At 71.6% G+C, this 25993-nt stretch carries 26 protein-coding genes and 1 tRNA gene; 14 read left to right on the top strand and 13 right to left on the bottom strand.

Annotated features, from left to right (window positions below):
• Nucleotides 1-93 precede the first annotated feature (93 nt).
• The 12 genes from ACH4UM_RS14550 (at nt 94) to ACH4UM_RS14495 (ending at nt 14046) form a co-directional block, all read left to right on the top strand.
• The gene (locus ACH4UM_RS14550; RefSeq protein ID WP_398177896.1) at nt 94-570 is read left to right on the top strand and encodes a hypothetical protein; all 477 of its coding nucleotides are present in this window, start codon (nt 94-96) and stop codon (nt 568-570) included.
• Nucleotides 567-1385: a hypothetical protein gene (locus tag ACH4UM_RS14545; protein ID WP_398177894.1), complete on the top strand. Its 819-nt coding sequence runs from the start codon at nt 567-569 to the stop codon at nt 1383-1385. Before ACH4UM_RS14550 ends, ACH4UM_RS14545 begins: the two co-directional genes overlap by 4 nt.
• Nucleotides 1386-1444: 59 nt before the next feature.
• Nucleotides 1445-1891 (top strand): hypothetical protein, encoded by a 447-nt coding sequence (locus ACH4UM_RS14540; RefSeq protein ID WP_398177891.1) that lies wholly within the window; start codon nt 1445-1447, stop codon nt 1889-1891.
• A 738-nt stretch (nt 1892-2629) separates the two neighbouring features.
• Entirely contained in the window at nt 2630-3475 is an 846-nt protein-coding gene (locus tag ACH4UM_RS14535; RefSeq protein ID WP_398177888.1) for a DUF5707 domain-containing protein, read from the top strand.
• Nucleotides 3476-3643: 168 nt separating this feature from the next.
• A complete protein-coding gene (locus tag ACH4UM_RS14530; RefSeq protein WP_398177886.1) occupies nt 3644-4531 on the top strand; it encodes a DUF2797 domain-containing protein in 888 nt (295 codons plus the stop codon).
• A 59-nt stretch (nt 4532-4590) separates the two neighbouring features.
• The gene (locus ACH4UM_RS14525) at nt 4591-5541 is read left to right on the top strand and encodes an amidohydrolase family protein (protein ID WP_398177883.1); all 951 of its coding nucleotides are present in this window, start codon (nt 4591-4593) and stop codon (nt 5539-5541) included.
• 158 nt (nt 5542-5699) lie between these two features.
• On the top strand, nt 5700-6440 hold the full coding sequence (locus tag ACH4UM_RS14520; RefSeq protein ID WP_398177880.1) for a response regulator transcription factor: 741 nt from the start codon (nt 5700-5702) through the stop codon (nt 6438-6440).
• Entirely contained in the window at nt 6437-8077 is a 1641-nt protein-coding gene (locus tag ACH4UM_RS14515) for a sensor histidine kinase (protein ID WP_398177877.1), read from the top strand. The genes ACH4UM_RS14520 and ACH4UM_RS14515 overlap by 4 nt, the downstream gene beginning before the upstream one ends.
• Before the next feature lie 14 nt (nt 8078-8091).
• Nucleotides 8092-9522, top strand: coding sequence for a glycosyltransferase (locus ACH4UM_RS14510; RefSeq protein WP_398177874.1), 1431 nt, complete (start codon nt 8092-8094; stop codon nt 9520-9522).
• Entirely contained in the window at nt 9519-11846 is a 2328-nt protein-coding gene (locus ACH4UM_RS14505) for a glycosyltransferase family 39 protein (RefSeq protein WP_398177872.1), read from the top strand. Before ACH4UM_RS14510 ends, ACH4UM_RS14505 begins: the two co-directional genes overlap by 4 nt.
• A gap of 203 nt (nt 11847-12049) precedes the next feature.
• Nucleotides 12050-12829, top strand: coding sequence for a TetR/AcrR family transcriptional regulator (locus ACH4UM_RS14500; protein WP_398177869.1), 780 nt, complete (start codon nt 12050-12052; stop codon nt 12827-12829).
• A gap of 494 nt (nt 12830-13323) precedes the next feature.
• On the top strand, nt 13324-14046 hold the full coding sequence (locus tag ACH4UM_RS14495) for a GAF and ANTAR domain-containing protein (protein WP_398177867.1): 723 nt from the start codon (nt 13324-13326) through the stop codon (nt 14044-14046).
• 111 nt (nt 14047-14157) lie between these two features.
• On the opposite strand, the gene ACH4UM_RS14490 is transcribed toward ACH4UM_RS14495, so the two are convergent.
• From ACH4UM_RS14490 to ACH4UM_RS14480, 3 genes are all read right to left on the bottom strand, one after another.
• Nucleotides 14158-14979: a YceI family protein gene (locus ACH4UM_RS14490; protein WP_398177864.1), complete on the bottom strand. Its 822-nt coding sequence runs from the start codon at nt 14977-14979 to the stop codon at nt 14158-14160.
• A gap of 167 nt (nt 14980-15146) precedes the next feature.
• Nucleotides 15147-17726 carry an MFS transporter gene (locus ACH4UM_RS14485; protein ID WP_398177862.1) on the bottom strand — a complete coding sequence of 860 codons (2580 nt, stop codon included), beginning with the start codon at nt 17724-17726 and terminating at the stop codon, nt 15147-15149.
• A 13-nt stretch (nt 17727-17739) separates the two neighbouring features.
• Nucleotides 17740-18234, bottom strand: a complete 495-nt coding sequence (locus ACH4UM_RS14480; protein ID WP_398177859.1) for a MarR family winged helix-turn-helix transcriptional regulator — start codon at nt 18232-18234, stop codon at nt 17740-17742.
• Between the two features lie 245 nt (nt 18235-18479).
• Here ACH4UM_RS14480 and ACH4UM_RS14475 point away from each other — a divergent pair, with 245 nt between their 5' ends.
• Nucleotides 18480-18674: a hypothetical protein gene (locus tag ACH4UM_RS14475; protein ID WP_398177856.1), complete on the top strand. Its 195-nt coding sequence runs from the start codon at nt 18480-18482 to the stop codon at nt 18672-18674.
• A gap of 18 nt (nt 18675-18692) precedes the next feature.
• Here the strand turns inward: ACH4UM_RS14475 and ACH4UM_RS14470 are convergent, their stop codons facing one another.
• From ACH4UM_RS14470 to ACH4UM_RS14430, 9 genes are all read right to left on the bottom strand, one after another.
• On the bottom strand, nt 18693-18929 hold the full coding sequence (locus tag ACH4UM_RS14470) for a hypothetical protein (protein WP_398177853.1): 237 nt from the start codon (nt 18927-18929) through the stop codon (nt 18693-18695).
• 692 nt (nt 18930-19621) lie between these two features.
• A complete protein-coding gene (locus ACH4UM_RS14465) occupies nt 19622-20557 on the bottom strand; it encodes an RNA polymerase sigma factor SigF (protein WP_398177850.1) in 936 nt (311 codons plus the stop codon).
• A gap of 247 nt (nt 20558-20804) precedes the next feature.
• Nucleotides 20805-21674: an RNA polymerase sigma factor SigF gene (locus tag ACH4UM_RS14460; protein WP_398177847.1), complete on the bottom strand. Its 870-nt coding sequence runs from the start codon at nt 21672-21674 to the stop codon at nt 20805-20807.
• Nucleotides 21675-21819: 145 nt separating this feature from the next.
• Nucleotides 21820-22113 (bottom strand): Dabb family protein, encoded by a 294-nt coding sequence (locus tag ACH4UM_RS14455; protein ID WP_398178641.1) that lies wholly within the window; start codon nt 22111-22113, stop codon nt 21820-21822.
• A complete protein-coding gene (locus ACH4UM_RS14450) occupies nt 22113-22289 on the bottom strand; it encodes a hypothetical protein (protein WP_398177844.1) in 177 nt (58 codons plus the stop codon). Before ACH4UM_RS14450 ends, ACH4UM_RS14455 begins: the two co-directional genes overlap by 1 nt.
• A gap of 150 nt (nt 22290-22439) precedes the next feature.
• A tRNA-Ser gene (locus ACH4UM_RS14445) sits at nt 22440-22524 on the bottom strand.
• A gap of 76 nt (nt 22525-22600) precedes the next feature.
• Nucleotides 22601-23032, bottom strand: coding sequence for a tRNA adenosine(34) deaminase TadA (gene tadA / locus ACH4UM_RS14440; RefSeq protein WP_398178638.1), 432 nt, complete (start codon nt 23030-23032; stop codon nt 22601-22603).
• Between the two features lie 155 nt (nt 23033-23187).
• The gene (locus ACH4UM_RS14435; protein WP_398177841.1) at nt 23188-23724 is read right to left on the bottom strand and encodes a hypothetical protein; all 537 of its coding nucleotides are present in this window, start codon (nt 23722-23724) and stop codon (nt 23188-23190) included.
• Nucleotides 23725-24014: 290 nt separating this feature from the next.
• Nucleotides 24015-24263 (bottom strand): hypothetical protein, encoded by a 249-nt coding sequence (locus ACH4UM_RS14430; protein ID WP_398177839.1) that lies wholly within the window; start codon nt 24261-24263, stop codon nt 24015-24017.
• 151 nt (nt 24264-24414) lie between these two features.
• Here ACH4UM_RS14430 and upp point away from each other — a divergent pair, with 151 nt between their 5' ends.
• Nucleotides 24415-25050, top strand: coding sequence for a uracil phosphoribosyltransferase (upp, locus tag ACH4UM_RS14425; RefSeq protein ID WP_398177836.1), 636 nt, complete (start codon nt 24415-24417; stop codon nt 25048-25050).
• Between the two features lie 174 nt (nt 25051-25224).
• On the opposite strand, the gene ACH4UM_RS14420 is transcribed toward upp, so the two are convergent.
• Complete coding sequence (locus ACH4UM_RS14420; RefSeq protein ID WP_398178636.1) at nt 25225-25863, bottom strand: LytR C-terminal domain-containing protein; 639 nt, start codon at nt 25861-25863, stop codon at nt 25225-25227.
• Nucleotides 25864-25993: the final 130 nt, after the last annotated feature.

The raw sequence follows: 25993 nt of genomic DNA, 5'->3' as shown, positions 1-25993 counted from the left end.
CGGCCACCACATGCTTGAATCGGCAATGGTCATGCGACACTTGCGCCGCCCTGAACATGACAGCACAGGAACGTGCCAGAAGGAGCGGCGTCGTTGAGCGGAACCCTTGCAGGACAGATAGACATCGCGGGACCGGTGGGCAAGCTGCTCCACCGGCGCCCGCTCAAGAACAGCACCGTGATGCAGTCCTTCGGCATCGACCCGGTGTCCGGCGACGTCTTCGTGCTCCAGGTGATGGAGGGAGGCCTGACGCTCAGCGGGGAGTCCGGGCCGGTCTCCGGCACTGACCGGCTCGCCAATGGAGACATGTGCGTGACGCGCCTCAACCGGTCGGGCGCGATCGTCGGTTACATGTATCTGCGGGGATTCGGCCACGGCGTCAACCTCGGCGTCGAGAACCGTAGCGGCGTCATCCGCCTGTGGACCGAGACGGCATCCGTGGCCGACGGCAACAACGAGGGCTTCGGCACCGCCATCACCAACTTCGAGTTCCAGACCGGGACGGTCCTGGACTACGGCTCCCCTCTGCACACCAGCCGTACACGCCCGAGGCGGGCGCCACCTCCGTGACCCCCACCATCGACCGCAGCGCCAACGAGCTCGTCGTGCGGTTCAGCATCAGCGACGGGAAGTACTACGAGCGGTACGACCTGACCCAGGCGGCGGCGGGTGTCTTCCAGCCCCTCCAGCGCCTGGCCCAGCCCACTGGCCTGGGCCTCTTCCAGGGGTACACGTCCGACAGCGGCGTGCTGTACCTCCTCGACGGGGAGCACTACGACAGCACCATCAGTCCGCCCAGTCCCCCGCACAACCCTCCGCCGGGCAACACCTACATCACCGCTGTCGAGTGGGCCACCGGGAATGTCCTGGACCGGCAGTTCATCACCGCCGCGCCGGGTCTCGAGTACCGCGAGCCCGAGGGCATGACCGTGGAAGTGGTGGGCGGCGTGTCCTACCTCCACTTCGGCTTCGCCTGCGAGGACCCCGGGCCGCGCACCTGCACCATCGTGTCGCTCTCCGGGGCACCCGAGACCGACGGCGTCAAGGTGCTCACCGACTGGCAGACGATCCCCCTGGCCTCCGGTGTCACCGTCGACCAGAACGCCCCCAAGGGGCGCCTCATCAGTGTCAGCGGCGTTACGACCCTCCAGCTCAGCGGCGGGATCAAGGGCACCTTCGACGCCGACGCGGTCATCGGCACACTGCCCGACATGCTCTCCCCGAGCATGGCGACCCGCTGCAACGTCCCGCGCAACAACGTCGGCGGCTACTGCGTCGCCCGGGCCGAGGCCGGCACCGACCGCCAACTGCGCCTGTTCGGCGGGAGCTCCACCAACGTCATCACCTGGGCGCAGCTCGACAACTTCAGCGCCGTCTGGCGCTGAACCGCCACCCGCCACCCTCCGCCATTCCGCACCCGGCCTCGTCAAGGAGACCAACGACCATGTCCAGCCGCCGTAGCATCCTCGGTGCCGCTCTCGGCCTGCCCACCGCTGTCGCCGTCGGCAGCCTCGCCACCGCCACCCCCGCGGCCGCCGCCGCCGTCGACGCCACCGCGTGGGCCGATCTGGTGCTGGAGCCCGGCATCACCCCGCAGACCGGCGCGACCCCGCAGGTCCGCACCGTCACCATCCTCGGCACCACCTTCCTCCAGGCCCGCGGCGCGATCACCTGCAGCCTCACCGCCGACACCAAGATCGCCACGCTGCCGGCGACCATGGCGCTGCCCACCTGGTACGTCCGCGCCACGACCCCCCGGAACAACAGCCAGGGCATCAACGCCTGCCGCTTCGAGGTGAACACCGCCGGCTCCGTGAACATCTACGGCGCCAACAGCGGCAACCCGATCACCTGGGTCCAGTTCGACTCGATCCAGACGATCTGGCGTTAGCGACAGGGGCCCCTGCCGCACTGCGCGCGGGTTCCGACCCGGCGTATCAGCGCCTCGGCGCAGGGCCGGCACCCGGCACCCGGCGCCCGGCGTACGAGCCCGCCCAGCACGGGCCCGGAGCGCCGCTGCACAGCGCACCCGACGCTCCGGTCCGACAAGTGGACCGTCCGGCACGGCGCGCCATGAGCGGGACGGAGTCCGCGGCCGCGTGGGGCCTCACGCGTCCACCGCCGCCCGGACGCGCCGACCTCCACGAACTCCGGGTCGAGGAGCTGTGCGGCGCGTTCCCGCGAGGCGCGCACACATGGGTCCATGAGCTGCAAATCGCCCGCGATCGCGCGGTTCACATCGTCCGTCACGTCGTCCCTCACGTCGTCCGTCACGTCTTCCATGGACGTATCCTCGCCGCGCCCGACGGGCCCGCCGCAACGGAATTCGCCTCCTGCCGGGCAGGCCCGCAGGCCCGCAGGCCGGGCACGCTCCACGACACACGGGGAGCGGCCTGGCGGCCCCGGTGGTGCTGGCTACCGGGGCAGGGCTGTGAGTCACGCTCACCTGACCCGTGCTCACTTGCGGTTTACAGACTGGTCATTCACCGTTCAAAGAATTTCCGTCACCCATACAACCGTTCGTCATCGTCGCAGGTCTCCCCTGCGAGTCAACAGACTCCTTCGATCCTTCAGGGCCCACGTGACCCCCATGCATGCGTGAGGCCCTCTCTCCTCTTGGGGAACACAGATGCGTATTCGTGCCAGCCTGGCCGCCGCGACCGTGTCCGGTGCCGTGGCGCTCACCGCCCTTGTCGCTCCGGCCGCGCAGGCGGCGGGCGACCCGGCGGGTGCCGTCGCGAAGTTGTCGTCGGTGGGCAACGCTCCGGCCGACGAGAGCCAGGGCGACACCACGATCACCAAGGTCACCGTCAACGGCGACAAGGACATCGTCGCCGGTGTCGGCAAGAAGACCTTCAACATCTACGTCACGGCCACCGACCCGTCCGGCATCTACAGCGCCGGTGCCTTCCTGTGGCACGGCACCAGCCTGGACGAGAACAACCCGGACGTGGACGGGATGCTCTACACGGACCAGGACGCCACCTGCGACAACTGGAGCGCCACCTCCGCCACCTGCAAGATCACCATCACGGCCGAGCCCGGGACCGACCTGTACGACAGCGCCCTGGCCGGCAAGTGGAACGTCGCCGCCTGGGCCGTCGGCAACGACGGCGACTACGTGCAGAAGGACGTCTACAAGAACCACTGGGTGAAGCGCGCCGCCAGCTTCAGCGGCTTCAACGCCGGTCCCGAGCCCGTCTCCAAGGGCGGGACCATCACCGTCACCGGCACCCTGAAGCGCGCCAGCTGGACCTACCTGAACTACTTCGGCTACGGCAGCCAGTCCGTCCAGCTGCAGTTCAAGAAGGCGGGCAGCAGCACCTACAGCACCGTCAAGACGATCACCGGCTCGTCCAGCGGCTACCTGAAGACCACGGTGACCGCCTCGGCGGACGGCACCTGGCGCTTCCACTACGCCGGCAACAGCACCTCCTCCACCGCGGACGCCTACGACTACGTCGACGTCCGCTGAACCTCCGCTGCCTCGGCGATGGCCGAGGCAGATGGGCGATGAGAGGTGAGCGGTAAGCGCTGAGGCGGCGGCCGGTCCGGGGTCCATGGGATTCCGGAGCGGCCGCCGCCGTTGCGTTGTGCCGCTGCTCGGGGGCGTTGTCAGTGGGGGCTCGTACTCTCGACGGTGATGGCAGCGGACTGGAAGTGCTCGGGGCTGCGGTGGTCGGCCGACGGTCCCGTGCTGGCTTGGCAGGGCGGCCGTTCGAGCGCGCTGCCGTGGGGGAAACGGGTGGCCTTCGGGGTCGCGGAAGGGGGAGTGCGGACATGTGCGGGAGCACGGGGGCATGCGTGTCCGGTCCGGGCGGTGGTGCCGGGGCGGAGCACCGGGGCGCGGTGCGAGGAGTGCGCGCGGCTGGAGCGGGCGCACTCGGTGGCCGCGGACACCATCGCGGGCGACCCGCGGCGCTACCACGTATATCTGGCGTGGTTCGGGCCCGGCATGGTCAAGGTGGGGATCACCGCGGTCGAGCGGGGTTCGGCGCGGCTGCTTGAGCAGGGTGCCGTCTGCTTCACCTGGCTCGGCGCCGGGCCGCTGATGGCCGCGCGGCGGAGCGAGGAGCTGTTGCGGGCCGCGCTCGGGGTCCCGGACCGGATTCCGTACGCCGAGAAGCGGGCCGTACGGTCCGGGCTGCCCGCCTCGGCGGCGGAGCGGGCGGCCGAGCTCGAGGAGCTGCACGCGCGGGCCGTCGCGCTCGGCGGCTGGCCCGAGTCGCTCGGGCGGGAGCCGTTCCGGCCCGTCGATCACGCCGGTGTCTTCGGTCTGGGTGGTCCGTCACCCGCAGTCGGCGAGGTGACCGAGCTGGTCGCCGGCGGGGTGGTGAGCGGTGAGCTGGTCGCGGCCGCAGGGCCGGATCTGCACCTGGCGGCCGGGCGCGGCACCGTGGTGCTGGACACCAGGCTGATGACCGGCTGGGAGCTCCGGCCGGTTCCGCCCTCGGCCGGCCGACCTGCCGGACTCACCGTTCCGGTGCGGGAGTTCCGGGAGCCTGCCGGGGTGCAGGACGGGTTGTTCTGAAGCGGGTTGTTCTGAAGCGGGCTGGACCGCGTGGGCGTCCTGGGCCGATCGTGGGCGGTATGAGTGATCAGCCACAGTCCCGGATCGCAGCGACCGAGTGGGGAACGGAAGCGGAAGCGGAGGCGGCGGCGGAATCGGAGCCGGAAGCGGTGCGGCGGTTCTGGCGGCGGCTCGGGCTGCCCGGGCTCGTCGACGTGCACACCCACTTCATGCCCGAGCGGGTGCTGCGCAAGGTCTGGGACTACTTCGACGGGCTCGGCCCGCTCACCGGCGGCCTCGAGTGGCCCATCACCTACCGGGAGGAGGAGAACCGACGGGTCGCGCGGCTGCGGGAGTTCGGCGTACGTGCCTTCACCGCCATGCTCTACCCGCACAAGCCCGGCATGGCCCGGTGGCTGAACGGCTGGGCGGCCGACTTCGCCCGCCGTACGCCCGACTGCCTGCATACCTCGACCCTCTTCCCGGAGGAGGGCGTGCACGCGTACGTCCAGGAGGCCGTCGAGACCGGCGCGCGTGTCTTCAAGGCACACGTCCAGGTCGGGGGGTACGACCCCGCCGACGAACTCCTCGATCCGGTCTGGGGGTTGCTCGCCGACACCGGGGTGCCCGTCGTGATCCACTGCGGGTCCGGACCGGCGCCGGGCAAGCACACCGGGCCGGAGCCGATCGGGCGGGTGCTCGCCCGGCACCCCAGGCTGCGGCTGGTCGTGGCCCACATGGGCATGCCGGAGTACGAGGACTTCCTCGACCTGGCCGAGCGGTACGGGGAGGTACGACTGGACACGACCATGGCCTTCACCGGCTTCAGCGAACGGCTCGCCCCCTTTCCCCGGCGCGCCCTGCCCCGGCTGGCCGCTCTCGGCGACCGGATCCTGCTCGGCTCGGACTTCCCCAACATCCCGTATCCGTACGTCGAGCAGGTGCGCGCGCTGGAGCGGCTGGACCTGGGCGACGACTGGCTGCGCGCGGTGTGCCACGACAACGGGGCGCGGCTGTTCGGCCTGCGCTGAGAGGGGATGGCCGAGTCTTTCCCGGGCCTTTCCCGGGCCTTTCCCGGGCCCTTCCCGGGCCGTTCCCAGGCGTTCCCTGAGAGGTACCTGTGGGTTTCTCAGGGAAATCACAGACTGGTGAAAGGGCGCTCTCAGCGGATCCCGACATGGTGTGCACCATGACCACGACCTCGCCCCAGGGGCGCACCGAACTGCTGAGGCCGGACGGGAGCCCGGTCCGGGTGCTTGTGGTGGACGACGAGCTGTCGATCACCGAACTGCTGTCCATGGCCCTGCGTTACGAGGGCTGGCAGATCCGCAGCGCGGGGGACGGGCACGGCGCCCTGCAGACCGCGCGCGAGTTCCGGCCCGACGCGGTCGTCCTCGACATGATGCTGCCCGACATGGACGGACTCGCCGTCCTGGGACGGCTGCGCCGCGAGCTCCCCGACGTGCCCGTCCTCTTCCTGACAGCCAAGGACGCCGTCGAGGACAGAATCGCCGGGCTCACCGCGGGCGGCGACGACTACGTCACCAAGCCGTTCAGCCTGGAGGAGGTCGTCGCCCGGCTGCGCGGGCTGATCCGGCGGTCGGGTGCCGCCGACCGGCGGTCCGACTCCGTGCTCGTCGTCGGCGACCTCACCCTCGACGAGGACAGCCACGAGGTCTCCCGGGCCGGGGAGAACATCCACCTCACCGCCACCGAGTTCGAGCTGCTGCGTTTCCTCATGCGCAATCCACGGCGTGTGCTCAGCAAGGCGCAGATCCTGGACCGCGTGTGGTCCTACGACTTCGGCGGGCAGGCCAACGTCGTCGAGCTGTACATCTCCTACCTGCGCCGGAAGATCGACGCCGGGCGGGAGCCGATGATCCACACCCGACGCGGGGCCGGTTACCTGATCAAGCCCGCGACGTCATGAGCGGGCGACGGCGGCCGCGTCCGCGGAAGCGACGGGCGGGGAAGCCGCGCACGCTGCGCACGCGGCTCGTCGTCGCGTCCGTGGCGCTGATCGCCGTCGTCTGCGCGGTGATCGGCACGGTGACGACGCTGGCGCTGCGGTCCCACCTGTACGACCAGCTGGACGACCAGCTGAGCGAGGTCGCGGCGCGGGCGTCCGGCCAGTTCAGACCCCCGGACCGGCCCGGCAAGGACGTTGCCGACGACCAGCACCGGGAGCCGAAGCAGATCAACCTGACCGACTTCGTCACCAAGGGCCCGCAGCCGAGCGGTACGACGGTCGCCGCCAAGGTGGACAACGGCCGCATCACCGACTGCCGGCGCGGCCAGAAATCCCGCTCCAACTTCCAGATGAGTGCGAGGACTCTGACGCAGGCCCAGCTCGCCGCGCTCTCCTCCGTTCCGCAGGTCGACCGCACGGTACAGACCGTCGATCTGCCCGGCCTGGGTGACTACCGTGTCGAGTACAGGACCGGTCCCAACGGCAACTTCTACGTCGCTCTCCCGACCAGCTACGCCGACGGCACCGTCAACACGCTCATCCTGGTGGAGATCAGCGTCACCGCCGCCGGTCTCATCGCCGCCTCACTCGCCGGCTCGGTCCTGGTCGGCGTCGCCACCCGCCCCCTGCGCCGCGTCGCCGCCACCGCCACCCGCGTCTCCGAGCTCCCCCTGCACACCGGCGAGGTGAACCTCAGCGAGCGCGTCCCCGAGTCCGAGACCGATCCGCACACCGAGGTCGGCCAGGTCGGCGCGGCGCTCAACCGCATGCTCGACCACATCCACGGCGCGCTGCAGGCCCGTCAGCAGAGCGAGACGCGGGTACGGCAGTTCGTCGCGGACGCGAGCCACGAGCTCCGCACCCCCCTCGCCTCCATCCGTGGGTACGCCGAACTCACGCGCCGCGGAAGGGAACAGGTCGGGCCGGACACCCGGCACGCCCTCGGGCGCATGGAGTCCGAGGCCGGGCGGATGACCCTGCTCGTGGAGGACCTGCTGCTGCTCGCCCGGCTGGACGCGGGCCGGCCGCTGCAGTTCGCGCAGACCGATCTCGTACCGCTCGTCGTGGACACCATCAGCGACGCGCGGGCGGCCGGGCGGGGCCACTACTGGCGGCTCGCCCTGCCCGAGGAACCGGCCCTGGTGTCGGCGGACGCCGCGCGGCTGCAGCAGGTGCTCGTCAACCTGCTGGCCAACGCCCGCACGCACACGCCGCCCGGTACGACCGTCACCGCGCGCGTGCGGCGGAGCGGGGCGTGGCTGTGCGTGGACGTCGAGGACGACGGGCAGGGCATCCCGGCGGAGCTGCTGCCGCACGTCTTCGAACGGTTCGCGCGCGGCGACTCCGGGCGTTCCCGCGCCACCGGTTCGACGGGGCTCGGTCTGGCCATCGTGCAGGCCGTGGCGACCGCGCACGGCGGTGCCGTGACCGTCGACAGCGTGCCGGGGCGGACGGTGTTCACCGTGCACCTGCCCGCGCCGCACCCCGCCCTGCCCGTGCCCGCGCCGCACCCCGCCGTGCCCGCGCCGGACGCCGACCGGCAATCGCACTCACAGGGTCAGCACAGCGTCACCACATCGGTGCGACAGGGCGCTTGAGAAGAGTCGGTGCCATGCGAACCGACTCTTCTCCCGGCACCCTGCCGGCGCGGGAGCACCTCCCGGCCGGCGACGCCGGTACGCCTGTTCTGGACGTAGTGATCCCCGTCTACAACGAGGAGAAGGACCTCCGGCCATGTGTGCTCAGGCTGCACGAGCACCTCACCCGTACCTTCCCGTACGCGTTCCGCATCACGATCGCGGACAACGCGTCCACGGACGCCACCCCGCGGGTGGCGGCCCGGCTGGAGGCGGAGCTCGACGAGGTCGGCAACTTCCGCCTGGAGCAGAAGGGCCGCGGTCGCGCCCTGCGGACCGTGTGGTCCGCGTCCGGGGCGCCGGTCCTCGCCTACATGGACGTGGACCTGTCCACCGACCTCAACGCCCTGCTGCCGCTGGTGGCGCCGCTGATCTCCGGTCACTCCGACCTGGCGATCGGCTCACGCCTGGCCCCCAGCTCGCGCGTGGTGCGCGGCGCCAAGCGGGAGTTCGTCTCCCGCACCTACAACCTGATCCTGCGCGGCTCGCTGCAGGCCCGGTTCTCCGACGCGCAGTGCGGCTTCAAGGCGATCCGGCGTGACGTCGCCCAGGTGCTGCTGCCACTGGTCGAGGACACCGGCTGGTTCTTCGACACCGAGATGCTGGTGCTCGCCGAACGGGCCGGCCTGCGCATCCACGAGGTACCGGTCGACTGGGTCGACGACCCCGACTCCACGGTGCACATCGTGCAGACGGCGACCGACGACCTGAAGGGGGTGTGGCGGGTGGGCAAGGCCCTGGCCACCGGTTCGCTGCCGCTGGACCGGCTCACCCGCCCGTTCGGCGACGACCCCCGCGACCGTGAGCTGACCAACGTGCCCAAGGGGCTGGCCCGCCAGCTCGTCGGCTTCTGCGTCGTGGGCGGCCTGTCCACGCTCTTCTACCTGTTGCTCTACAGCGTCTTCCGGCAGGTGTCGGGTTCGCAGATCGCCAACGCGCTGGCCCTGCTGGTCTCGGCGGTCGCCAACACCGCCGCCAACCGGCGGCTGACCTTCGGCGTGCGCGGCCGGGGCGGCGCCGTCCGCCACCAGGCGCAGGGCCTGGTCGTCTTCGGTATCGGCCTCGCCCTGACCAGTGGCTCCCTGGCCGCCCTGAACGCGGCGAGCGGCAACCCGGCGCACTCCACGGAACTCGCGGTGCTCATCGCCGCCAACCTCGCGGCGACCGTGCTGCGCTTCCTGCTCTTCCGCGCCTGGGTCTTCCCCGACCGCCAGGACCGGCCGTCCTCCGTGGCCGCCGCCTCCCCGGGCCCGTCCTCGCCGACGTACACCACCACCCGTCCGTACCCGCAGCCCGGCCCGCACCGGCAGAACCCCTGCGACGCCCACGGCACCCCCTGGGGGGACGCGACCGTGCGGTTGCAGCCGGTGCGTCCGCACGACACCGATCCGAGGGACTCCCGATGACCACTGAGTACGACCGGACGAGCCGGCCGGGAGGTGCGGGGCCGTCCTCCTGGGGGCCGCTCCCCGCCACCGGGTCTCCCGCCCCGCACCAGGCCGTGACCGACCCACCTCCTCCCGTGCCCGGGGGCGGGGGTGGCGAACCGAAGAAGCGCTTCGCGCGCCGCCTGTGGCGCGGCCGGCCCGAGGACCCGCGCTGGGCCCGCCCCGCGTGCCTCGGTCTGCTGCTCGCGACGGGCCTGCTCTACCTCTACGACCTGAGCGCCTCCGGCTACGCCAACTCCTTCTACTCGGCGGCCGTCCAGGCGGGCAGCAGGTCCTGGAAGGCGTTCTTCTTCGGCTCCCTGGACGCGGGCAACGCGATCACCGTCGACAAGCCCCCGGCGTCGCTGTGGCCGATGGCGCTGTCGGTGAGGATCTTCGGGCTCAACTCGTGGGCGATCCTGGTTCCCGAGGTGATCATGGGCGTCCTCACGGTCGCCGTGGTGTACGCGGCCGTGCGCCGCCGGTTCAGCCCCGCGGCGGGTCTGATCGCGGGCGCGGTGCTCGCGCTCACCCCCGTGTCGGCGCTGATGTTCCGGTTCAACAACCCGGACGCGCTGCTCGCGCTGCTGATGGCGCTCACCGTGTACCTCGTGATCCGGGGCCTGGAGGACGGCCGCACCAAGTGGCTGGTGTGGGCGGGCGCCGCCGTCGGCCTCGCCTTCCTGACGAAGACCCTGCAGGCGTTCCTGATCCTGCCGGCCCTCGCCCTCGTCCACGGCGTCTGCGCGCCGGTGCGGTTGAGGAAGCGGCTGGTCCAGCTGGCGCTCGCGACGGTGGCGATCGTCGTCTCCGGCGGCTGGTGGGTCGCGATCGTCGAACTGTGGCCCGCCTCCTCGCGCCCCTACATCGGCGGCTCGCAGAACAACAGCTTCCTGGAGCTGACCTTCGGCTACAACGGCCTCGGCCGGATCAACGGCGACGAGACCGGCAGCGTAGGCGGCGGCGGGGGCCCGGGCGGCGGCGGCACGGGCCGCTGGGGGGCGACCGGCTGGGACCGGATGTTCAGTGCCGAGATCGGCGGCCAGATCTCCTGGCTGCTCCCGGCCGCGCTGATCCTGCTGGTCGCGGGGCTGGTCCTGGCCGTCCCCCGCTCTCGCCTCCGCTCCGGCGGGGGGACCCCTGTGGCCGGGCGCACCGACCTCGCCCGCGCCTCCTTCCTGGCCTGGGGCGGCTCGCTGCTGATGACCGTGGCCGTCTTCAGCTACATGGCGGGCATCTTCCACCAGTACTACACGGTCGCCCTCGCGCCCTACATCGCCGCCGTCGTCGGCATGGGGGCGACGGTCCTGTGGGAGGAACGCTCCCGGCTCCGGGCGTCGCTCTCCCTCGCCGCCGCCGTCACGGCGACCGCGGCCTGGGGCTACGTCCTGCTCAACCGCACCCCCGCCTATGTGCCCTGGCTGAAGTGGCTGGTCCTGGTCGGCGGGCTCACGGCGGCCCTCGGCCTGATCTTCGCGGCCCGGCTCGGCCGGCGGCTCGCCCTCGCGGCGGTCGCCGCGGCCGTCGTGACCGGCCTGGCCGGTCCGACGGCGTACACACTGAGCACGGTGAACTCCGCGCACACCGGTTCCATTCCGACGGCCGGACCGGCGGGCGCGAGCATGATGGGCTTCGGTGGCCGGGGCGGCGGCCCGGGCGGTCGCGGCGGTATGCGTGGCGGCTTCGGCGGCGGCATGCCGGGCCAGAACAACCAGAACGGTCAGGGGCGCCAGAACGGCAACGGCTTCCCGGGCGGCGGTGTGCCGGGCGGCGGCTTCCCGGGCGGCGGTGTGCCGGGCCAGAACAACCAGAACGGTCGGGGCCGGCCGAACGGCAACGGCTTCCCCGGTGCCGGGGGAGGCATGGCGCAGGGCGACGGTGGCCGCACTGGCGGTGCCGGCGGTGGCGTGGGCGGCCTGCTCAACGGCGTCGCCGTCTCCTCCGCGGCCAGGAAGCTGCTGGAGCAGGACGCGTCCGAGTACACCTGGGCCGCCGCGTCCATCGGTTCCCAGAACGCGGCCGGCTACCAGCTCGCCACCGGCGAACCGGTCATGGCCATCGGCGGCTTCAACGGCACCGACCCGTCCCCGACGCCGGCCCAGTTCCAGAAGTACGTGGCCCAGGGAAGGGTCCACTACTTCATCGCCGGCGGCGGCATGGGTGGCGGCCGCATGGGCGGCAGCGGCGGCGGCACCGCCTCCCGGATCACCTCGTGGGTCGAGAAGAACTTCAAGAAGGTGACGGTCGGTTCGGCGACCTTCTACGACCTCACGCAGAAGACGACGACGGCGGGTGACAGCTGACGCGTCGCCGACGCGTCGCCGACGAGGCAGGAGCGGTGGCCTTGGGGTCACCGCTCCTGCCTGTCCTTGTTGCCGCGCGGGGCGGAGCGGGCAGACTCGGTGGTGGTGGCCGCCGGGCCCGCGTCGGTGCAGCTCCGTGCCCCTCGCGCTCCTCACGGCCCGCTCGGTGGGACCGCCCGTTCGGAAGTCGAGGAAGGTGCGCCATGGTGAAGGCAGCCCAGGGAGCCCGGGGACCCAGGGGCGCGGCGCGTACCAGCGTCTGGCTGGAGGGCAAGGCGCGCCGGGGCGGGCGCGGCGGCGGACAGCCGTCGGGGCTGGACCGGGAGCGGATCACCGAGGTCACGGTGCGGCTGCTGGACGCCGAGGGCCTGGCCGGGTTCTCCATGCGCCGGCTCGCCGCCGAGCTGAACGTCACCGCGATGTCCGTGTACTGGTACGTGGACACCAAGGACGACCTGCTCGAACTCGCCCTCGACGCCGCCTTCGGCGAGCTGCGGCTGCCGGACGCAGCGGACGCCGGCGCGGACTGGCGCGAGCAGCTGCGCCGGCTCGCCACCGAGTACCGGGCGCTGCTGGTGCGCCACCCCTGGCTGTCGCCGCTGGCCGGGACGTTCCTCAACATCGGCCCGAACGCGCTGGCCTTCTCCGGCACGGTGCAGCGGGTCGTCCGCCGCACCGGACTGCCCGAGCGCGGCCTGACCGGGGCGATCTCCGCCGTCTTCCAGTTCGTCTACGGCTACGGCACGATCGAGGGCCACTTCGTCGCCCGCTGCGCCGACGCGGGCATGGCCCCGGACGACTACTTCCGGCATGCGATGCGCGCCGCGAGGCGGGCCCCGGACGCGGCTCAGGGGCTGCGGGAGTCCGTGAACCTGATGGCGGCCCGGGGCGGGGACACGGTCGCGGAGATGCTGGACCGGGACTTCGCCTTCGCCCTGGACCTGCTGGTCGCCGGCATCGAGGCGATGGTCGAGCGCGGCTGACCCGCCCGCCCGGACTCGACGAGCGGCTCCACGCAGTCCGGCGCGTCGACGGCCTCGGCCGTGCCGCCGATCGCACCCGCGGCCGCCGTTCCACTCGTCGCCCAGCACGACGACGGTGACCCGCGCATCCCTTCCGCAGTGCCTTGACGGCCTGGGTGGTACCCCCAGGCGTTGCGGGTCCTGGCCCGCGGTGCCATGCCCGCGGCCCAGGGGCTGCCCGGGCCCCGGGGCCGTACGGCGGCCGACCCTGCCTGTGCCCGCCCTTCCGGGAGGCACTCACCTGACAGAAGGCAGCGGTCCATCCGGTCTCAGCAAGGCCGCTTCCTGATCCGTCCGGCTCCATTGCACCATCTCCGCACGCCGGTTCATAGGGCGGAAGCCGACCGTCGACCAGGCGGAACCCCCGCGCAGGGACGAGATAAGGTTCTGTTCGTCCTGTGCTCGCAGTCGGGAATGTGCTGCGGAGCTCTCCTGCGCATGGCTCAGCGCCGTGCATGCCGAAGAGGTTCGTGGTGCCTGCGTCCGACTTTTCTGAATTGCCCCTTTTTCCGGGGGGCTTCGAGCTGGCCGAAGCACTGACGGCGGCGGCGCAGCAACTGCACGACACGGTCACCCCGCACAGCACCATGGGGGCCGCGGTGCGGCTCGCCGTGCGGCTGCTGCCGGGCGCCGAGCACGCGGGCATCTCCGTGCTGGAACGCGGCAGCCACCGCCGTACGGTCGCCTGGACCGACGAGGTCGTACGCACCGCCGAGGGGCCGGGCGTGAGCCGTGACAAGCCGCCGTACTGGGAGCACCTGTGGCAGGCACCCGTGGTGCGCATGGCGGACAGCGAGGCCGAGGACGGCGGCGAGACGCTCGCCGGACTGGGTCTGCGCTCGGCGCTCGCGCTGCGGCTGCGCGCCGACAAGCGGCGGCTGACCGTGCTCACCGCCTACGCCCGCAAGCCGCGCGCCTTCGACGAGGCCGCCACCCGGATCGGCCGGCTGTTCACCGCGCACGTCAGCCTCGCCCTGGAGTCGGCGACCGTGCGCGAGCAGCTCACCGAGGCGATGCGCACCCGGGACCTGATCGGCCAGGCCACCGGCATCCTGATGGAGCGCATGAACATCGACGCGGCGGAGGCATTCGACAGCCTGGTGCGCGCCTCGCAGCGGGAGAACGTGAAACTGCGGGATCTGGCCCGCCGCATCGTCGACGCGAACAGCACCGGATGAGGGGTGGGGGATGAGGGGTGGGGAGCCGATCGGCGAACCGGGGACAGAGGCAACCAACCTCATGAGCCCCGGGACGGGCGCCGGACGTGTGCGAACGGAGGGTGCCCGCCGTCAGACGGCCGACGGGTACTCGCCCTGCACGGCTTGGATGTCCAGCTCCACCTTCAGGGTCGTGCCGATCGCGGCGATACCGGCCTGCAGGACCTGGTTGTAGTTCATGGCGAAGTCCTCCCGGCGCAGTTCCGTCGTCGCACGGAAGGCGGCGCGGGTGCCGCCCCAGGGGTCGGCCCCGGTGCCCAGGTAGGCGAGGTCCAGGTCGACCGGGCGGAGCACACCGTGCATGCCCAGCTCGCCGTGGACGGTCCAGCGGTCCGCGCCGGCGGCCGTCACTCCCGTGGAGCGGTAGGTGATCTCCGGGTGGCTCTCGACGTCCAGGAAGTCGGGGGACTTCAGATGGCCGTCGCGCATGCCGTTGCCCGTGTCGATGGAGGCGGCGCGGATCACCGCCGCCACCCGGGACTTGGTGACGTCGTCCGGGGCGATCTCGATCGTGCCCGCGAACTCCGTGAACCGTCCGTGCACGCTGGAGATGCCCAGGTGCTGGGCGAGGGCGGCGACCGAGGAGTGCGCCGGGTCGATCGTCCACGGCCCCGGCGGCGGCAGCTCGGTGCCGCCCTGCCGGGCCAGCGTCACCGTGCCCACCTCCGCCCGGCCGCTCGCGGTCACGATGGCGCCGGCGGCGGCGGGCGCGTAACCCACGGCGGTGACGATGACGGTGTACGCCCCCGGCGCCAGCTCCGTCGTGTCCCGCACGCTGCCCTCGTGGTCCGCCTCCGCGCGCAGCACCTGAGTGCCAGCCATGTCGGTCACCGTGACGACCGCGTGCGACACGGCCCATCCGTCCCGGGTGCGGATCCTCGCGGTCAATCCCATCCCGTTTTCTCCCTTTTCCCATTGCTCGTTCGCCTCCGGGGCCCCTCGCCACCGGCGCGTCCCCATGGCTCACTCGCATGCAGAGGCTTACAAATCGGTCGCATGGAACCGGCCCGTGCGGGGCGCACCGCCGCTCGGAGCGCGCCCCGCACGGGCCGGGGTTCGAACTACTCGCCGGGATGGGCGAGTTCGATGTCGTGGCCGTCGACGCCGCGGCCGGTGACCGTCAGGGCCGTCGCCACCGGCGGGTAGCCCGTCGCGATGACGGTGTACTCGCCGGCGTTCAGGTCGGTGAAGGCGTACGCGCCGTCCGTGCCGGTGGTGGTCGTTGCGACCACGTTGCCCGCCGCGTCGACCAGCGTCACCCGGGCGTCCGCGAGGGGCCCGTGCGGAGCGCGGACGACGCCCAGGAGCCGGGCGCCGGAGTCGAGGTCGATCTCGACCCGGGTGACCCCGGTGCCGCCCACCTCGACCGGCAGCGCCCGCGGCCGGTACCCGGCGGCGTTCACCGCCACGGTCACCGCGCCCGGCACCAGCTCGGCGAAGGCGAACTCGCCGCTCTCCCCGGTGGTCCCGGTGGCCAGCAGGTCACCGCGCACATCGGTGACGATCACCATCGCGTCCTTCACCGGCAGTCCGGACTCGCTCGCCCGGACCACGCCGCTCAGCCCGCTGGTGCCGCTGAGCAGGATGTCGTACGCGACCGGCTCGCCGTTCACCACGACCGTGGACGCCTGCGGCTGGAAGCCGTCGGCGGCGGCGATCAGGACGTACGACCCCACACCCGGCGCGTCCACCGCGTAGGCGCCGTCGGCCTGCGCGACCGAACGTCCCAGGTGGCGGCCCGCCAGCGAGATCAGCGTGACCGCGGCCCGCGGCACCGGGGCGCCCTCGGCGCCCCGGACGAAGCCGTGCACCGGAATCCCGCCACCTGCGTCGGCAGCGGCCTCACCGGGCGCCACCGTGGCGAGGGCGGCCGGCCTCTGCATGCCCTCGGCACCCGCCTGGGTGGTGGTGGCCACCGCCCAGCTCGGCACCTTCTCCCCGGCCGGGCCGGCCGGGGAGAAGGCGGCCACCACGGCGGCCGGGGCCGGGACGTGCGCCTCGGCGACGGCCGGAGCCGCCGCCGGGTCCACCGGCGCGGACGCGCCCTCGCCGGCCTGCGCCAGGCCGCCCCTGGTGCGCAGCGGCACCTCCTTGATGAACAGCGTGATCAGGAAGGCGACCGCGGCCAGCGCGCCGGCGATCAGGAAGATGTCGGCGATGCCGTGGCCGTAGGCGCTCTCCATGACCGTGCGCAGCGGCCTCGGCAGCTTGTTCATGTCCGGGATGCTGTCGGTGCCGGAGCCCGCACCGGACGCGAGCCGTGCGTACCTCGGGCCGAGGTCGGCCAGGCCGTCCTTGACGTAGTCGGTGATCCGGTTGACCATCACCGCGCCCAGCGCGGAGACACCGACCGCACCGCCGAGGGAACGGAAGAAGGTGACCGTGGAGCTGGCCGAGCCGAGGTCGGAGGGGTCGACCTGGTTCTGCGTGCACAGCACCAGGTTCTGCATCATCATGCCGATGCCGAGACCCAGCAGGGCCATGAAGACCGCCAGCTTCCAGTACGGCGTGTCGTACCGGATGCCGCCCAGCAGGCCCAGCCCGGCCGTCACCAGCACACCACCGCTGACCAGCCACGCCTTCCAGCGCCCGGTGCGGGTGATGAACTGACCGGAGACGGTGGAGGAGACGAACAGACCGCCGATCATCGGGATCGTCATGACACCCGACATCGTCGGGGACTTGTCGCGGGCCAGCTGGAAGTACTGGCTGAAGAACACCGTGCCGGTGAACATCGCGACACCGACGAACAGCGAGGCCAGCGACGCCAGCGTGATGGTGCGGTTGCGGAACAGCCGCAGCGGGATGATCGGCTCCGCGGCCTTGGCCTCGACCAGCACGAACAGCAGTCCGAGGACGACCGAGCCGGCGACCATGGTGTAGGTCTGCCAGGACAGCCAGTCGTACTTGTCACCGGCGAAGGTGACCCAGATCAGCAGCACCGACACGGCGGCGGAGATGAGGAACGCGCCGCCCCAGTCGACCTTCGCGTCCCGCTTCACCACGGGCAGGTGCAGGGTCTTCTGCAGCACGATCAGCGCGATCACCGCGAACGGCACACCGACGTAGAAGCACCAGCGCCAGCCCAGCCAGGAGGTGTCGGTGATGACACCGCCGAGCAGCGGGCCGCCGACGGTGGCGACGGCGAACGTGGCGCCGAGGTAACCGGAGTAACGCCCGCGCTCACGCGGGGAGATCATCGCCGCCATGACGATCTGCGCCAGGGCGGACAGACCGCCGACGCCGATGCCCTGGACCACACGGCAGGCGATCAGCATGCCGGGGTTCTGCGAGAGCCCGGCGGCCATCGACGCGACGACGTAGATGACGAGGGCTATCTGGACGAGCGCCTTCTTGCTGTACAGGTCGGCGAGCTTGCCCCACAGGGGAGTGGCCGCGGTCATCGACAGCAGGGCGGCGGTGACCACCCAGGTGTAGGCGGACTGGCCGCCACCGAGGTCGCCGATGATGTGCGGCAGCGCGTTGGAGACGATCGTGGACGACAGGATCGCCACGAACATGCCGAGCAGCAGCCCGGACAGGGCCTCCATGATCTGCCGGTGCGTCATCGGTGCACCGCCCGGGGAGCCTCCCCCGTGCTTGGCGTGAGCCCGCACACCGGCTGGTGTGGTCGTTGCCATGGGCTTCCTTTTCTTACGTGCTTGCGGGTGTACGGGTGGTCTCTTCGACTACGGGTGCGGGGTGCCGGGCCGGGGCGGACCGGCAGTCGCCGAAGCTGGCGCGCAGGCGCGTCATCAGCCGGATGAGCTGACCGACCTCGTCGTCGGTCCAGTCGCTCAGCCGCTCGGCGAGCAGCTGGGTGGTCCGCCGGGACAGCTCGTCCAGCTGGGCCACGCCCGCGGGCGTCAGGCGCAGGATGCGCGAGCGCTTGTCCGCGGGGTCCGGCAGCCGCTCGATCCAGCCGCGTGCGGCGACGTGCGCGACATGCCGGCTGGTGACCGACATGTCCACGGCGAGCAGCTCCGCGAGCTTGCTCATGCGCATGTCGCCGTGGCGGCCGAGCAGGGTCAGCACGGCGGCCGAACCGGCCGGGCAGTCGTGCGGCAGTATCCGCCCCATGTCCCGCTTCACGGCCCCGACGGCACTGAGCTGACGCGCCAGCTCTTCGTACTGCGCCTGCCCAGCCATCACACCTCCCGTATTCGTTGCTTGGGGCAACCATAGAGGCGGTTGGTTGCTGCAGGCAAATAGATCGAGGGTGCGACGGTGCAAAAACCTGGCAAAGGCAAGTGTTGACATGCGTAAATTCGCAGGTGGGGCGACTCGAACCGGTCAGCCAAAGGTGTTTCCGGGCCAACTCCCGCCGCGTCCCGGACCACGGCAACCGGACCCCGGGTTGGGCAGCCCCCGCCTTTTCGCTAGGGTCTCGGGCCATGGCTAACACCCAGGGCCCCCAGGGCAACTACGACCCCGCCGGCAGCACCCAGATGTTCCGCGCGTTCGTCGACGAGGCGGCCCCCCAGGGCAGGCAGCAGGAGGCTCCCTCCGGCCCGCGGACCGGCCTGATCGTCGGCATCGTGATCGCGGTGGCGGTCGTCGCGGCCGTCGCCTGGCTCGCGCTCAAGTAGGTCGCGGCGCCGGCCGGACTACTTCCACTGGACCGAGACGTCCCGCGTCTCGATGTGCATGCCCAGTGGCACCTGCCACGCATCCACACACACCGTCCAGCTCCCGTCCTTCCGCGTGCCGGCTCCGATCGGAGCCGGAAGCTCCTCGGTCGACTCGACCGTGGCCCAGTCGATCCCTAGCGCGCCGATGATGTGCGTCCCGAGGGTCACGGTGCCCGAACGCACCGCCGTGCCACCGAAGTTGCGGAAGGCCACGGTCACCTTCTCGCACCACCGCCGGTCCGTGGCCTGCCGGACGGGGTCGCCGGCGCTCAGTTCGGCGGGAGCGGGAGCGGGAGCGGGGGGTGCCGGGGGCGCCGGGGGTGTCGTACGACCACTGCCGCCGGAGGGGGGCGAGGGGGCGGACGGGGCGTGCGAACTGCCGCTGCCCGGAGATGTCCGGCCGCCGGAGTCCGGTGCACCGGAGGATCCGCCGGCCGTGGTCCCGTTCCCAGTCCCAGTCCCGGTCCCGATGCCGGTCCCGGTCCCGGTCCCGCCGGGATCGCCGCCCCCCTGACTCCCCGGCTGCCCTGGCGCGTTGCCCGGACCCGGACCCGGACCCGCTGAGCTCCCCGCGTTGCCCGGTCCGCCCGAGCCGTCGGAACGGGTGTAGCCGCCCGAGTCGCCGGATTCGCCGGCGCCGGCGCCGGCGCCGTCCAGCGGTACCAGCGTGACGTCCTCCGTCGGTGCCGCGGTACCCGGCGTCCGGGGCGAACCGCCGGCCGCTCCCACCGCGACGTATCCGCCGCCCGGGCCGTCGGCCCCGCATGCGGCCAGGATCGTGCCCATGCACACGGCGGCCGCCGAGGCGGCCACAACGGCGCCTCGACGGCCACGAGTTGATGTCACCCATGGCATCGCGCCATGGTGTATGACACCCCGTCAAATAGGAAGCCTCCCGAAGAGGTTCAGTCCGAGATGAGGCCCTCCCGCAGCTGGGCCAGGGTGCGGGTCAGCAGCCGGGAGACGTGCATCTGCGAGATGCCGACCTCCTCGCCGATCTGCGACTGGGTCATGTTGGCGAAGAAGCGGAGCATGATGATGCGCCGCTCACGGGGCGGGAGCTTGGCGAGCAGCGGCTTGAGCGACTCGCGGTACTCCACGCCCTCCAGTGCCGTGTCCTCGTAGCCGAGGCGGTCGGCCAGGGAGCCCTCGCCGCCGTCGTCCTCGGGGGCCGGGGAGTCGAGGGAGGAGGCGGTGTACGCGTTGCCGACCGCGAGGCCGTCGACCACGTCCTCCTCCGACACACCCAGCACGGCGGCGAGTTCGGCAACCGTGGGCGACCGGTCCAGCTTCTGCGACAGCTCGTCGCTGGCCTTCGTCAGCGCCAGGCGCAGCTCCTGCAGGCGCCTGGGCACCCGCACCGACCACGACGTGTCGCGGAAGAAGCGCTTGATCTCGCCGACGACCGTGGGCATCGCGAAGGTCGGGAACTCCACGCCCCGCTCGCAGTCGAAGCGGTCGATCGCCTTGATCAGGCCGATGGTGCCGACCTGGACGATGTCCTCCATCGGCTCGTTGCGGGAGCGGAAGCGGGCGGCCGCGTAGCGGACCAGGGGGAGGTTGAGCTCGATCAGGGTGTCCCGGACGTAGCCACGTTCGGGGCTTTCCTCGCCGAGTGCGGCGAGCCGCAGGAACAGGGAGCGGGACAGGGTGCGGGTGTCGATGACCTCCGAGGCCGGCAGGGCTGGGGCAGGCGCGGCCGGGAGAGCCGGGGCCTCAGCGGCCGCGAGGGCCGCAACGTCGTCGAGCACGTCGAGCGCGTCGAGCGCCTCGAGCTCCTTGGCAGGGGTCTCGCTCTTGGTGAGCGTCAGCACCTCGGAGCTGCCCTGATCTGCGGACATGCCACCCCCTCTGGGTCGCGGGACGGTCGCGGCCGATGCTCTCCGGCGAGGAGAGTTCAGCCTTCACCTGAATACCGGAGCCGAAGCCGCGGCAAACGCGCTTCCGGAAGAATGTCACATGTCGGCAACACGCTGTAGTGACATGTCGACATGCAGGACACGAATCCGCCCTGGAAAGAAGGGGTCTGACGGCTTTTCATCCTGGAGGTGTCGGCATCCTCCCTGGTGAGCGATTCGCTCGTGACGGTTACGCCTCGATCCTGTTTGCGGATCGCAGCCGCTGAAAGCTACGTGCGAGTAGCCGGGAGACATGCATCTGCGAGACGCCGAGTTCCGCACTGATCTGCGACTGGGTGAGATTGCTGTAGTAGCGCAGCAGCAGGATTCTCTGTTCCCGCTCCGGCAGTTGGACGAGGAGGTGGCGGACCAGGTCGCGGTGCTCGACTCCGTCGAGGGCCGGGTCCTCGTAGCCGAGCCGGTCGAGGAGGCCGGGCAGGCCGTCGCCCTCCTGGGCCGCCTCCAGCGAGGTCGCGTGGTACGACCGCCCCGCCTCGATGCAGGACAGCACCTCGTCCTCGGTGATGCGCAGCCGCTCGGCGATCTCGGCGGTCGTGGGGGAGCGTCCGAAGGCGGTCGTCAGGTCCTCGGTGGCGCCGTTGACCTGCACCCACAGCTCGTGCAGCCGGCGCGGGACGTGGACGGTGCGGACGTTGTCGCGGAAGTAGCGCTTGATCTCCCCGACGACCGTGGGCATCGCGAAGGTCGGGAACTGCACGCCCCGGTCGGGGTCGAAGCGGTCGATGGCGTTGATCAGCCCGATGGTGCCGACCTGGACGACGTCCTCCATCGGCTCGTTGCGGGAGCGGAAGCGGGCGGCCGCGTAGCGCACGAGCGGGAGGTTGGCCTCGATGAGCGCCCCGCGTACGCGGGAGTGCTCGGGCGTGCCCGGTTCGAGCTCCTTCAGCTGGGCGAAGAGCACCTGTGTGAGGGCCCGGGTGTCGGCGCCGCGCCGCTTCTCCGGAGCCGGGGGCTGAACGGGTTGAGCCTCTTCCTGGGGCGGCGCAGTACTGGCCGACACGGTCAACGCCACCTCTTCATCGATCAACTCATCCGTCAAAAGCGGTCATAGCATCACAAGACAGGTGCATCGTGTTCAAGCACCGCATATGCACGTGTTGAGGTATGAAACTGACCATAAAATGCCAAAAGGCCCCACACCCTGGCGGTGCGGGGCCCGGCGTACGGCCGTACGGCGGAAGGGATCAGAACTCGTAGTCGGCGATCACCCAGGTGGCGAACTCCCGCCACAGTGCGACGCCCGCCTGGTGGGCCGGGTGCTCCAGGTAGCGCTTCAGGGCGTCGGCGTCCTCGACCGCGGAGTTGATCGCGAAGTCGTGGGCGATGGGCCGCTCGCTGATGTTCCAGCCGCACTCCCAGAAGCTCAGCTCGTCGATCCGGCCGCCCAGGGCGCGGAAGGCCCGGACGCCCTCCACGACCCGCGGATCGTCGCGCTCGACACCCTCGTTGAGCTTGAAGAGGACCAGGTGGCGGATCATCATTTTCCTCCGTTGGCGACCCATGTCATGAAGTCGCCGATGGCCTTTGCGGCGTCCGATATGCCCTCGAACCCTATCTGGACGTAGGCGGCCGCCTTGGCCGGGTCCGTGATGATCACATACAGCACGAAGACCACGAGCGCGTAGACGGCGATCTTCTTGGCGTTCACCGCCATCGCGGTCTCCTCCTGTCACTGATTGCTGCGTCGCTGACTGCCCTGTCGTCGACCGCCTGGCGCGGGTACTCCGAGCCGAGCGCTGTCGATGATCGCACGAAGGGCCGATCACACGAAGGGCCCCGTCCGTCGGACGGGGCCCTTCTTCAGCGGTAGCGGAGGGATTTGAACCCTCGGTGACTTGCGCCACACTCGCTTTCGAGGCGAGCTCCTTCGGCCGCTCGGACACGCTACCGAGGGAGACCTTACAGCACGTGGGCCGAGGTCCGAAATCCGTTTCCGTGGCCTCGGCGGCGGCGTGGCCGGCCGGGTCAGCGGGTGCGGAAGAAGTCGGTGAGCAGCGCGGCGCACTCGCCGGCGAGCACGCCCTCGATCACCTCGGGCCGGTGGTTGAGCCGCCGGTCCCGTACGACGTCCCACAGCGAGCCGGCGGCGCCCGCCTTCTCGTCCCGGGCGCCGTAGACCACCCGGTCCAGGCGGGAGAGGACGGCGGCGCCCGCGCACATCGTGCACGGCTCCAGCGTGACGACCAGCGTGCAGCCGGACAGCCGCCACTGGCCGACCTCGGCCGCGGCCCGCCGGATCGCGAGCACCTCCGCGTGCGCGGTGGGGTCTCCGGCGGCCTCGCGCTCGTTGTGCCCGGCTCCGAGCACGGTCGTACCGTCGCCGGCCAGCACGACGGCGCCGACGGGCACGTCCCCGCCCCGCACGGCCTGCCCGGCCTCGTCCAGCGCGAGCCGCATCGCGGCCCGCCACCGGTCTCGCACCGGGTCCGGGGACGGGGTCGGTGGCGGGCCCGGGGGGTCGGCCGGGTCCGGCGATCGGGCCGGAACCGGCGGCGGTTCGGGCGCGCCGGGTCTGCCGGGGCTGCCTGGTGTGCCGGGCGTGTCGGGCGGGGTCAGCGGACGGTCTCCAGCACCTCCGAGGCGCCCAGGGCCTCGGCGATCGCGCTCAGCGCGTCCTCCGCGTCCAGGGCGCGCAGCTCCTTGGCGCTGACGCCCAGGTCGTCGAGGATCTCGCCGTCGCCCAGGGGGCCGTGTGTGATGGTCTCGGCGGAAGGTGACTCCTCCTCGTCGTCCCCGGCGGACGCGGGTTCGCCGTCCTCCGTGCCGTCGAGGTCGAGGGAGTCCAGGTCGGGGCCGTCGTCCCCGGGCTCCCGGCCGAGCAGTTCGTCGGTGAGCAGGATCTCGCCGTACGAACTGCGGGCAGCGGCGGCGGCGTCCGAGACGTAGATGCGAGGGTCGTCCTCGCCGTCCACGCGGACGACGCCGAACCACGCGTCCTCCTGCTCGAGGAGGACGAGCACCGTGTCGTCGTCGGGCGAGGCCTCCCGGGCCAGATCGGCCAGGTCGGACAGCGTCTCCACGTCGTCGAGCTCTGTGTCGCTCGCTTCCCACCCGTCTTCGGTGCGCGCGAGCAGTGCGGCGAAGTACACCGTGACTCTCCCACTGGTCTTAGGCGTGCCGGTTGGGGGTCCCCCCGGCGGAGGTTCTGGGCGGAGAGAGCTGGGCTCCGAGCCCCACCCACTCGGAATCGTGGCAGAAACAAGGCGTTCAGGGGACGTCTTCGGCTCCCTGTGTCCGGCAGTTTTGATCGCACGTCCGTGAAGGACTCACCAGCGCACTCGTTGCCGCCACCTGCGGATCGTACGCGGCTTTGCCCGGCGGCCACGCACCCCCACCTCGACAACGTCCGCTCGGGGGGTCGGTCTTCCCCCGTGGGGCCCTACCAGCGGAAGGTGCGCATGCGCATCGCGTGCCGCAGCCGGGCGGCCTTGGCCCGCCGGGGCTGGACGCGGTCCCGCAGCTCACGGGCCTCGGCGAGTTCGCGCAGGAACCGGGCCCGGCGACGGCGCCGCTCGGTCTCGCCACGGGTCTCGCTCTCGTTCTCCGGTGTGTCCGCCGTGTTCGCGGTCTCCGGCTGCTCGTGCGGCGACGGATCCTCGCGTGGTGCGCGGGATTCCCGGTCAGGCATTGGTTCACCACCCCAGTTCCGTCCCTCCCACTTTCCCTCGGACGGCGGGTTTGATGCCAGATCAGTGCGGGGTGCGGGGGCCGGCGGCGGTGCCGCGGGAAAGGCGGTGGGAGGTGGGCGGGCGGACTCGGGGCCCGGTTACTGTTGGCACATGCGTCTCCATGTCGTCGACCACCCCCTGGTCGCCCACAAGCTCACCACGCTGCGCGACCGGCGCACCGACTCCGCGACCTTCCGTCGGCTCGCCGACGAGCTGGTCACGCTGCTCGCCTACGAGGCGACGCGGGACGTGCGCACGGAACAGGTCGACATCACCACGCCGGTCGCGCAGACCACCGGCGTCAAGCTCTCCCACCCGCGCCCGCTGGTGGTGCCGATCCTGCGGGCCGGGCTCGGCATGCTGGACGGCATGGTCCGGCTGCTGCCGACCGCCGAGGTGGGCTTCCTGGGCATGATCCGCAACGAGGAGACGCTGCAGGCCTCGACCTACGCCACCCGAATGCCGGAGGACCTCTCCGGCCGTCAGGTGTACGTCCTCGACCCGATGCTCGCCACCGGCGGCACGCTGGTCGCGGCGATCCAGGAGCTGATCCGGCGCGGCGCCGACGACGTGACCGCGGTCGTGCTGCTGGCCGCCCCCGAGGGCGTCGAGGTCATGGAGCGCCATCTGGCCGGTACCCCGGTGACGGTCGTGACGGCATCGGTCGACGAGCGCCTCAACGAGCACGGCTACATCGTCCCGGGCCTCGGAGACGCGGGCGACCGGATGTACGGGGCCGCCGAGTAGGCGAAGTGACGGAGGCGCCCGGCCGCCCCTCTGCGGGGGCTGAGCGCCTTCCTTGCGTTCGGCAGGTCCTCAGCAGGTCCTCAGCGGTCCCCAGCAGGCCCTCAGCAGGTCCTCAGCGGTCCCCAGCAGGCCCTCGGTGGGGCTTCAACGGCCCGAGGTGGGGCTTCGGCCCCCTCAGCACCGCTTCTTGATCGTCGTGGCGCTCGGCCGCGGGGCACTCAGGGCCGTCAGGGCGTCGTTGGCGGCCGCCTGCTGGTTCAGTCCCTTGAAACCGGTGCCGATGATCAGATCCACGTCCGTGCCCCTGCGGGTGTCCGTACGGAGATCGGCCCCCGTGAGCTGGGTGGCGAGGACGGGCAGCGAGGTGTTCAGCGACGAGGCGGGGCCGAGCAGCACCCCGGAGCCCTTGACCTTCTTGTCGAACGCCTTGGTCGCGTTGCCCACCTGGCCGATGTGGAAGCCGCGTTTCTTCAGCTCGTCCGCGGTCTGCTGGGCCAGCCCCTTGCGGGTCGTGGCGTTCAGGACGTTCACGGTGACCTGCCCCGGCTTGGGCAGCGTCCGCGCCAGGCTCGTCGCCGAGGGGCTCGGCGCGGACGCGAGGCCCGCCGCCTTGGAGGTGCAGTCGCCCTTGGTGCCGGCCGCCACGGCCTTCTTGCCGCCGCCGGTGAAGACGTCGATGAGCTGCAGCGTCCCCCAGCCGATCACACCGAGCACGGCGACGGACGCGACGGTCAGGAACACGAGCCTGCCGCGTCGCCGTGGCCTGCGCATCCGCGGGTACTTGTGCCCCGTGATCTTGTACTGCCCGCCCATGCCGGGGGGAGTCAGCATGCTCATGGGCGCAGCGTAGTGCGACCGAGCGGTGTTTCCTACTAGATGATCATCGGAGACCGCTCAGCAGAACCCGAAAGGTCCAAGCCGTTGCCGAACAGCGGCGTCCCGC

The organism is Streptomyces sp. NPDC020801 (assembly GCF_044334385.1).
Classification (GTDB): Bacteria; Actinomycetota; Actinomycetes; order Streptomycetales; family Streptomycetaceae; genus Streptomyces.
This window is presented reverse-complemented; position numbering and strand designations above follow the sequence as displayed.

What these genes read in the sequence shown, in the direction of transcription:
- ACH4UM_RS14540 (WP_398177891.1), top strand. Translation starts at nt 1,445, where the DNA reads ATGTCCAGCCGCCGTAGCATCCTCGGTGCCGCTCTCGGCCTGCCCACC.
- ACH4UM_RS14535 (WP_398177888.1), top strand. Translation starts at nt 2,630, where the DNA reads ATGCGTATTCGTGCCAGCCTGGCCGCCGCGACCGTGTCCGGTGCCGTG.
- ACH4UM_RS14530 (WP_398177886.1), top strand. Translation starts at nt 3,644, where the DNA reads ATGGCAGCGGACTGGAAGTGCTCGGGGCTGCGGTGGTCGGCCGACGGT.
- ACH4UM_RS14525 (WP_398177883.1), top strand. Translation starts at nt 4,591, where the DNA reads ATGAGTGATCAGCCACAGTCCCGGATCGCAGCGACCGAGTGGGGAACG.
- ACH4UM_RS14520 (WP_398177880.1), top strand. Translation starts at nt 5,700, where the DNA reads ATGACCACGACCTCGCCCCAGGGGCGCACCGAACTGCTGAGGCCGGAC.
- ACH4UM_RS14515 (WP_398177877.1), top strand. Translation starts at nt 6,437, where the DNA reads ATGAGCGGGCGACGGCGGCCGCGTCCGCGGAAGCGACGGGCGGGGAAG.
- ACH4UM_RS14510 (WP_398177874.1), top strand. Translation starts at nt 8,092, where the DNA reads ATGCGAACCGACTCTTCTCCCGGCACCCTGCCGGCGCGGGAGCACCTC.
- ACH4UM_RS14505 (WP_398177872.1), top strand. Translation starts at nt 9,519, where the DNA reads ATGACCACTGAGTACGACCGGACGAGCCGGCCGGGAGGTGCGGGGCCG.
- ACH4UM_RS14500 (WP_398177869.1), top strand. Translation starts at nt 12,050, where the DNA reads ATGGTGAAGGCAGCCCAGGGAGCCCGGGGACCCAGGGGCGCGGCGCGT.
- ACH4UM_RS14495 (WP_398177867.1), top strand. Translation starts at nt 13,324, where the DNA reads ATGCCGAAGAGGTTCGTGGTGCCTGCGTCCGACTTTTCTGAATTGCCC.
- ACH4UM_RS14490 (WP_398177864.1), bottom strand. Translation starts at nt 14,979, where the DNA reads ATGGGATTGACCGCGAGGATCCGCACCCGGGACGGATGGGCCGTGTCG.
- ACH4UM_RS14485 (WP_398177862.1), bottom strand. Translation starts at nt 17,726, where the DNA reads ATGGCAACGACCACACCAGCCGGTGTGCGGGCTCACGCCAAGCACGGG.
- ACH4UM_RS14480 (WP_398177859.1), bottom strand. Translation starts at nt 18,234, where the DNA reads ATGGCTGGGCAGGCGCAGTACGAAGAGCTGGCGCGTCAGCTCAGTGCC.
- ACH4UM_RS14475 (WP_398177856.1), top strand. Translation starts at nt 18,480, where the DNA reads ATGGCTAACACCCAGGGCCCCCAGGGCAACTACGACCCCGCCGGCAGC.
- ACH4UM_RS14465 (WP_398177850.1), bottom strand. Translation starts at nt 20,557, where the DNA reads ATGTCCGCAGATCAGGGCAGCTCCGAGGTGCTGACGCTCACCAAGAGC.
- ACH4UM_RS14455 (WP_398178641.1), bottom strand. Translation starts at nt 22,113, where the DNA reads ATGATCCGCCACCTGGTCCTCTTCAAGCTCAACGAGGGTGTCGAGCGC.
- ACH4UM_RS14450 (WP_398177844.1), bottom strand. Translation starts at nt 22,289, where the DNA reads ATGGCGGTGAACGCCAAGAAGATCGCCGTCTACGCGCTCGTGGTCTTC.
- tadA (WP_398178638.1), bottom strand. Translation starts at nt 23,032, where the DNA reads ATGCGGCTCGCGCTGGACGAGGCCGGGCAGGCCGTGCGGGGCGGGGAC.
- ACH4UM_RS14430 (WP_398177839.1), bottom strand. Translation starts at nt 24,263, where the DNA reads ATGCCTGACCGGGAATCCCGCGCACCACGCGAGGATCCGTCGCCGCAC.
- upp (WP_398177836.1), top strand. Translation starts at nt 24,415, where the DNA reads ATGCGTCTCCATGTCGTCGACCACCCCCTGGTCGCCCACAAGCTCACC.
- ACH4UM_RS14420 (WP_398178636.1), bottom strand. Translation starts at nt 25,863, where the DNA reads ATGGGCGGGCAGTACAAGATCACGGGGCACAAGTACCCGCGGATGCGC.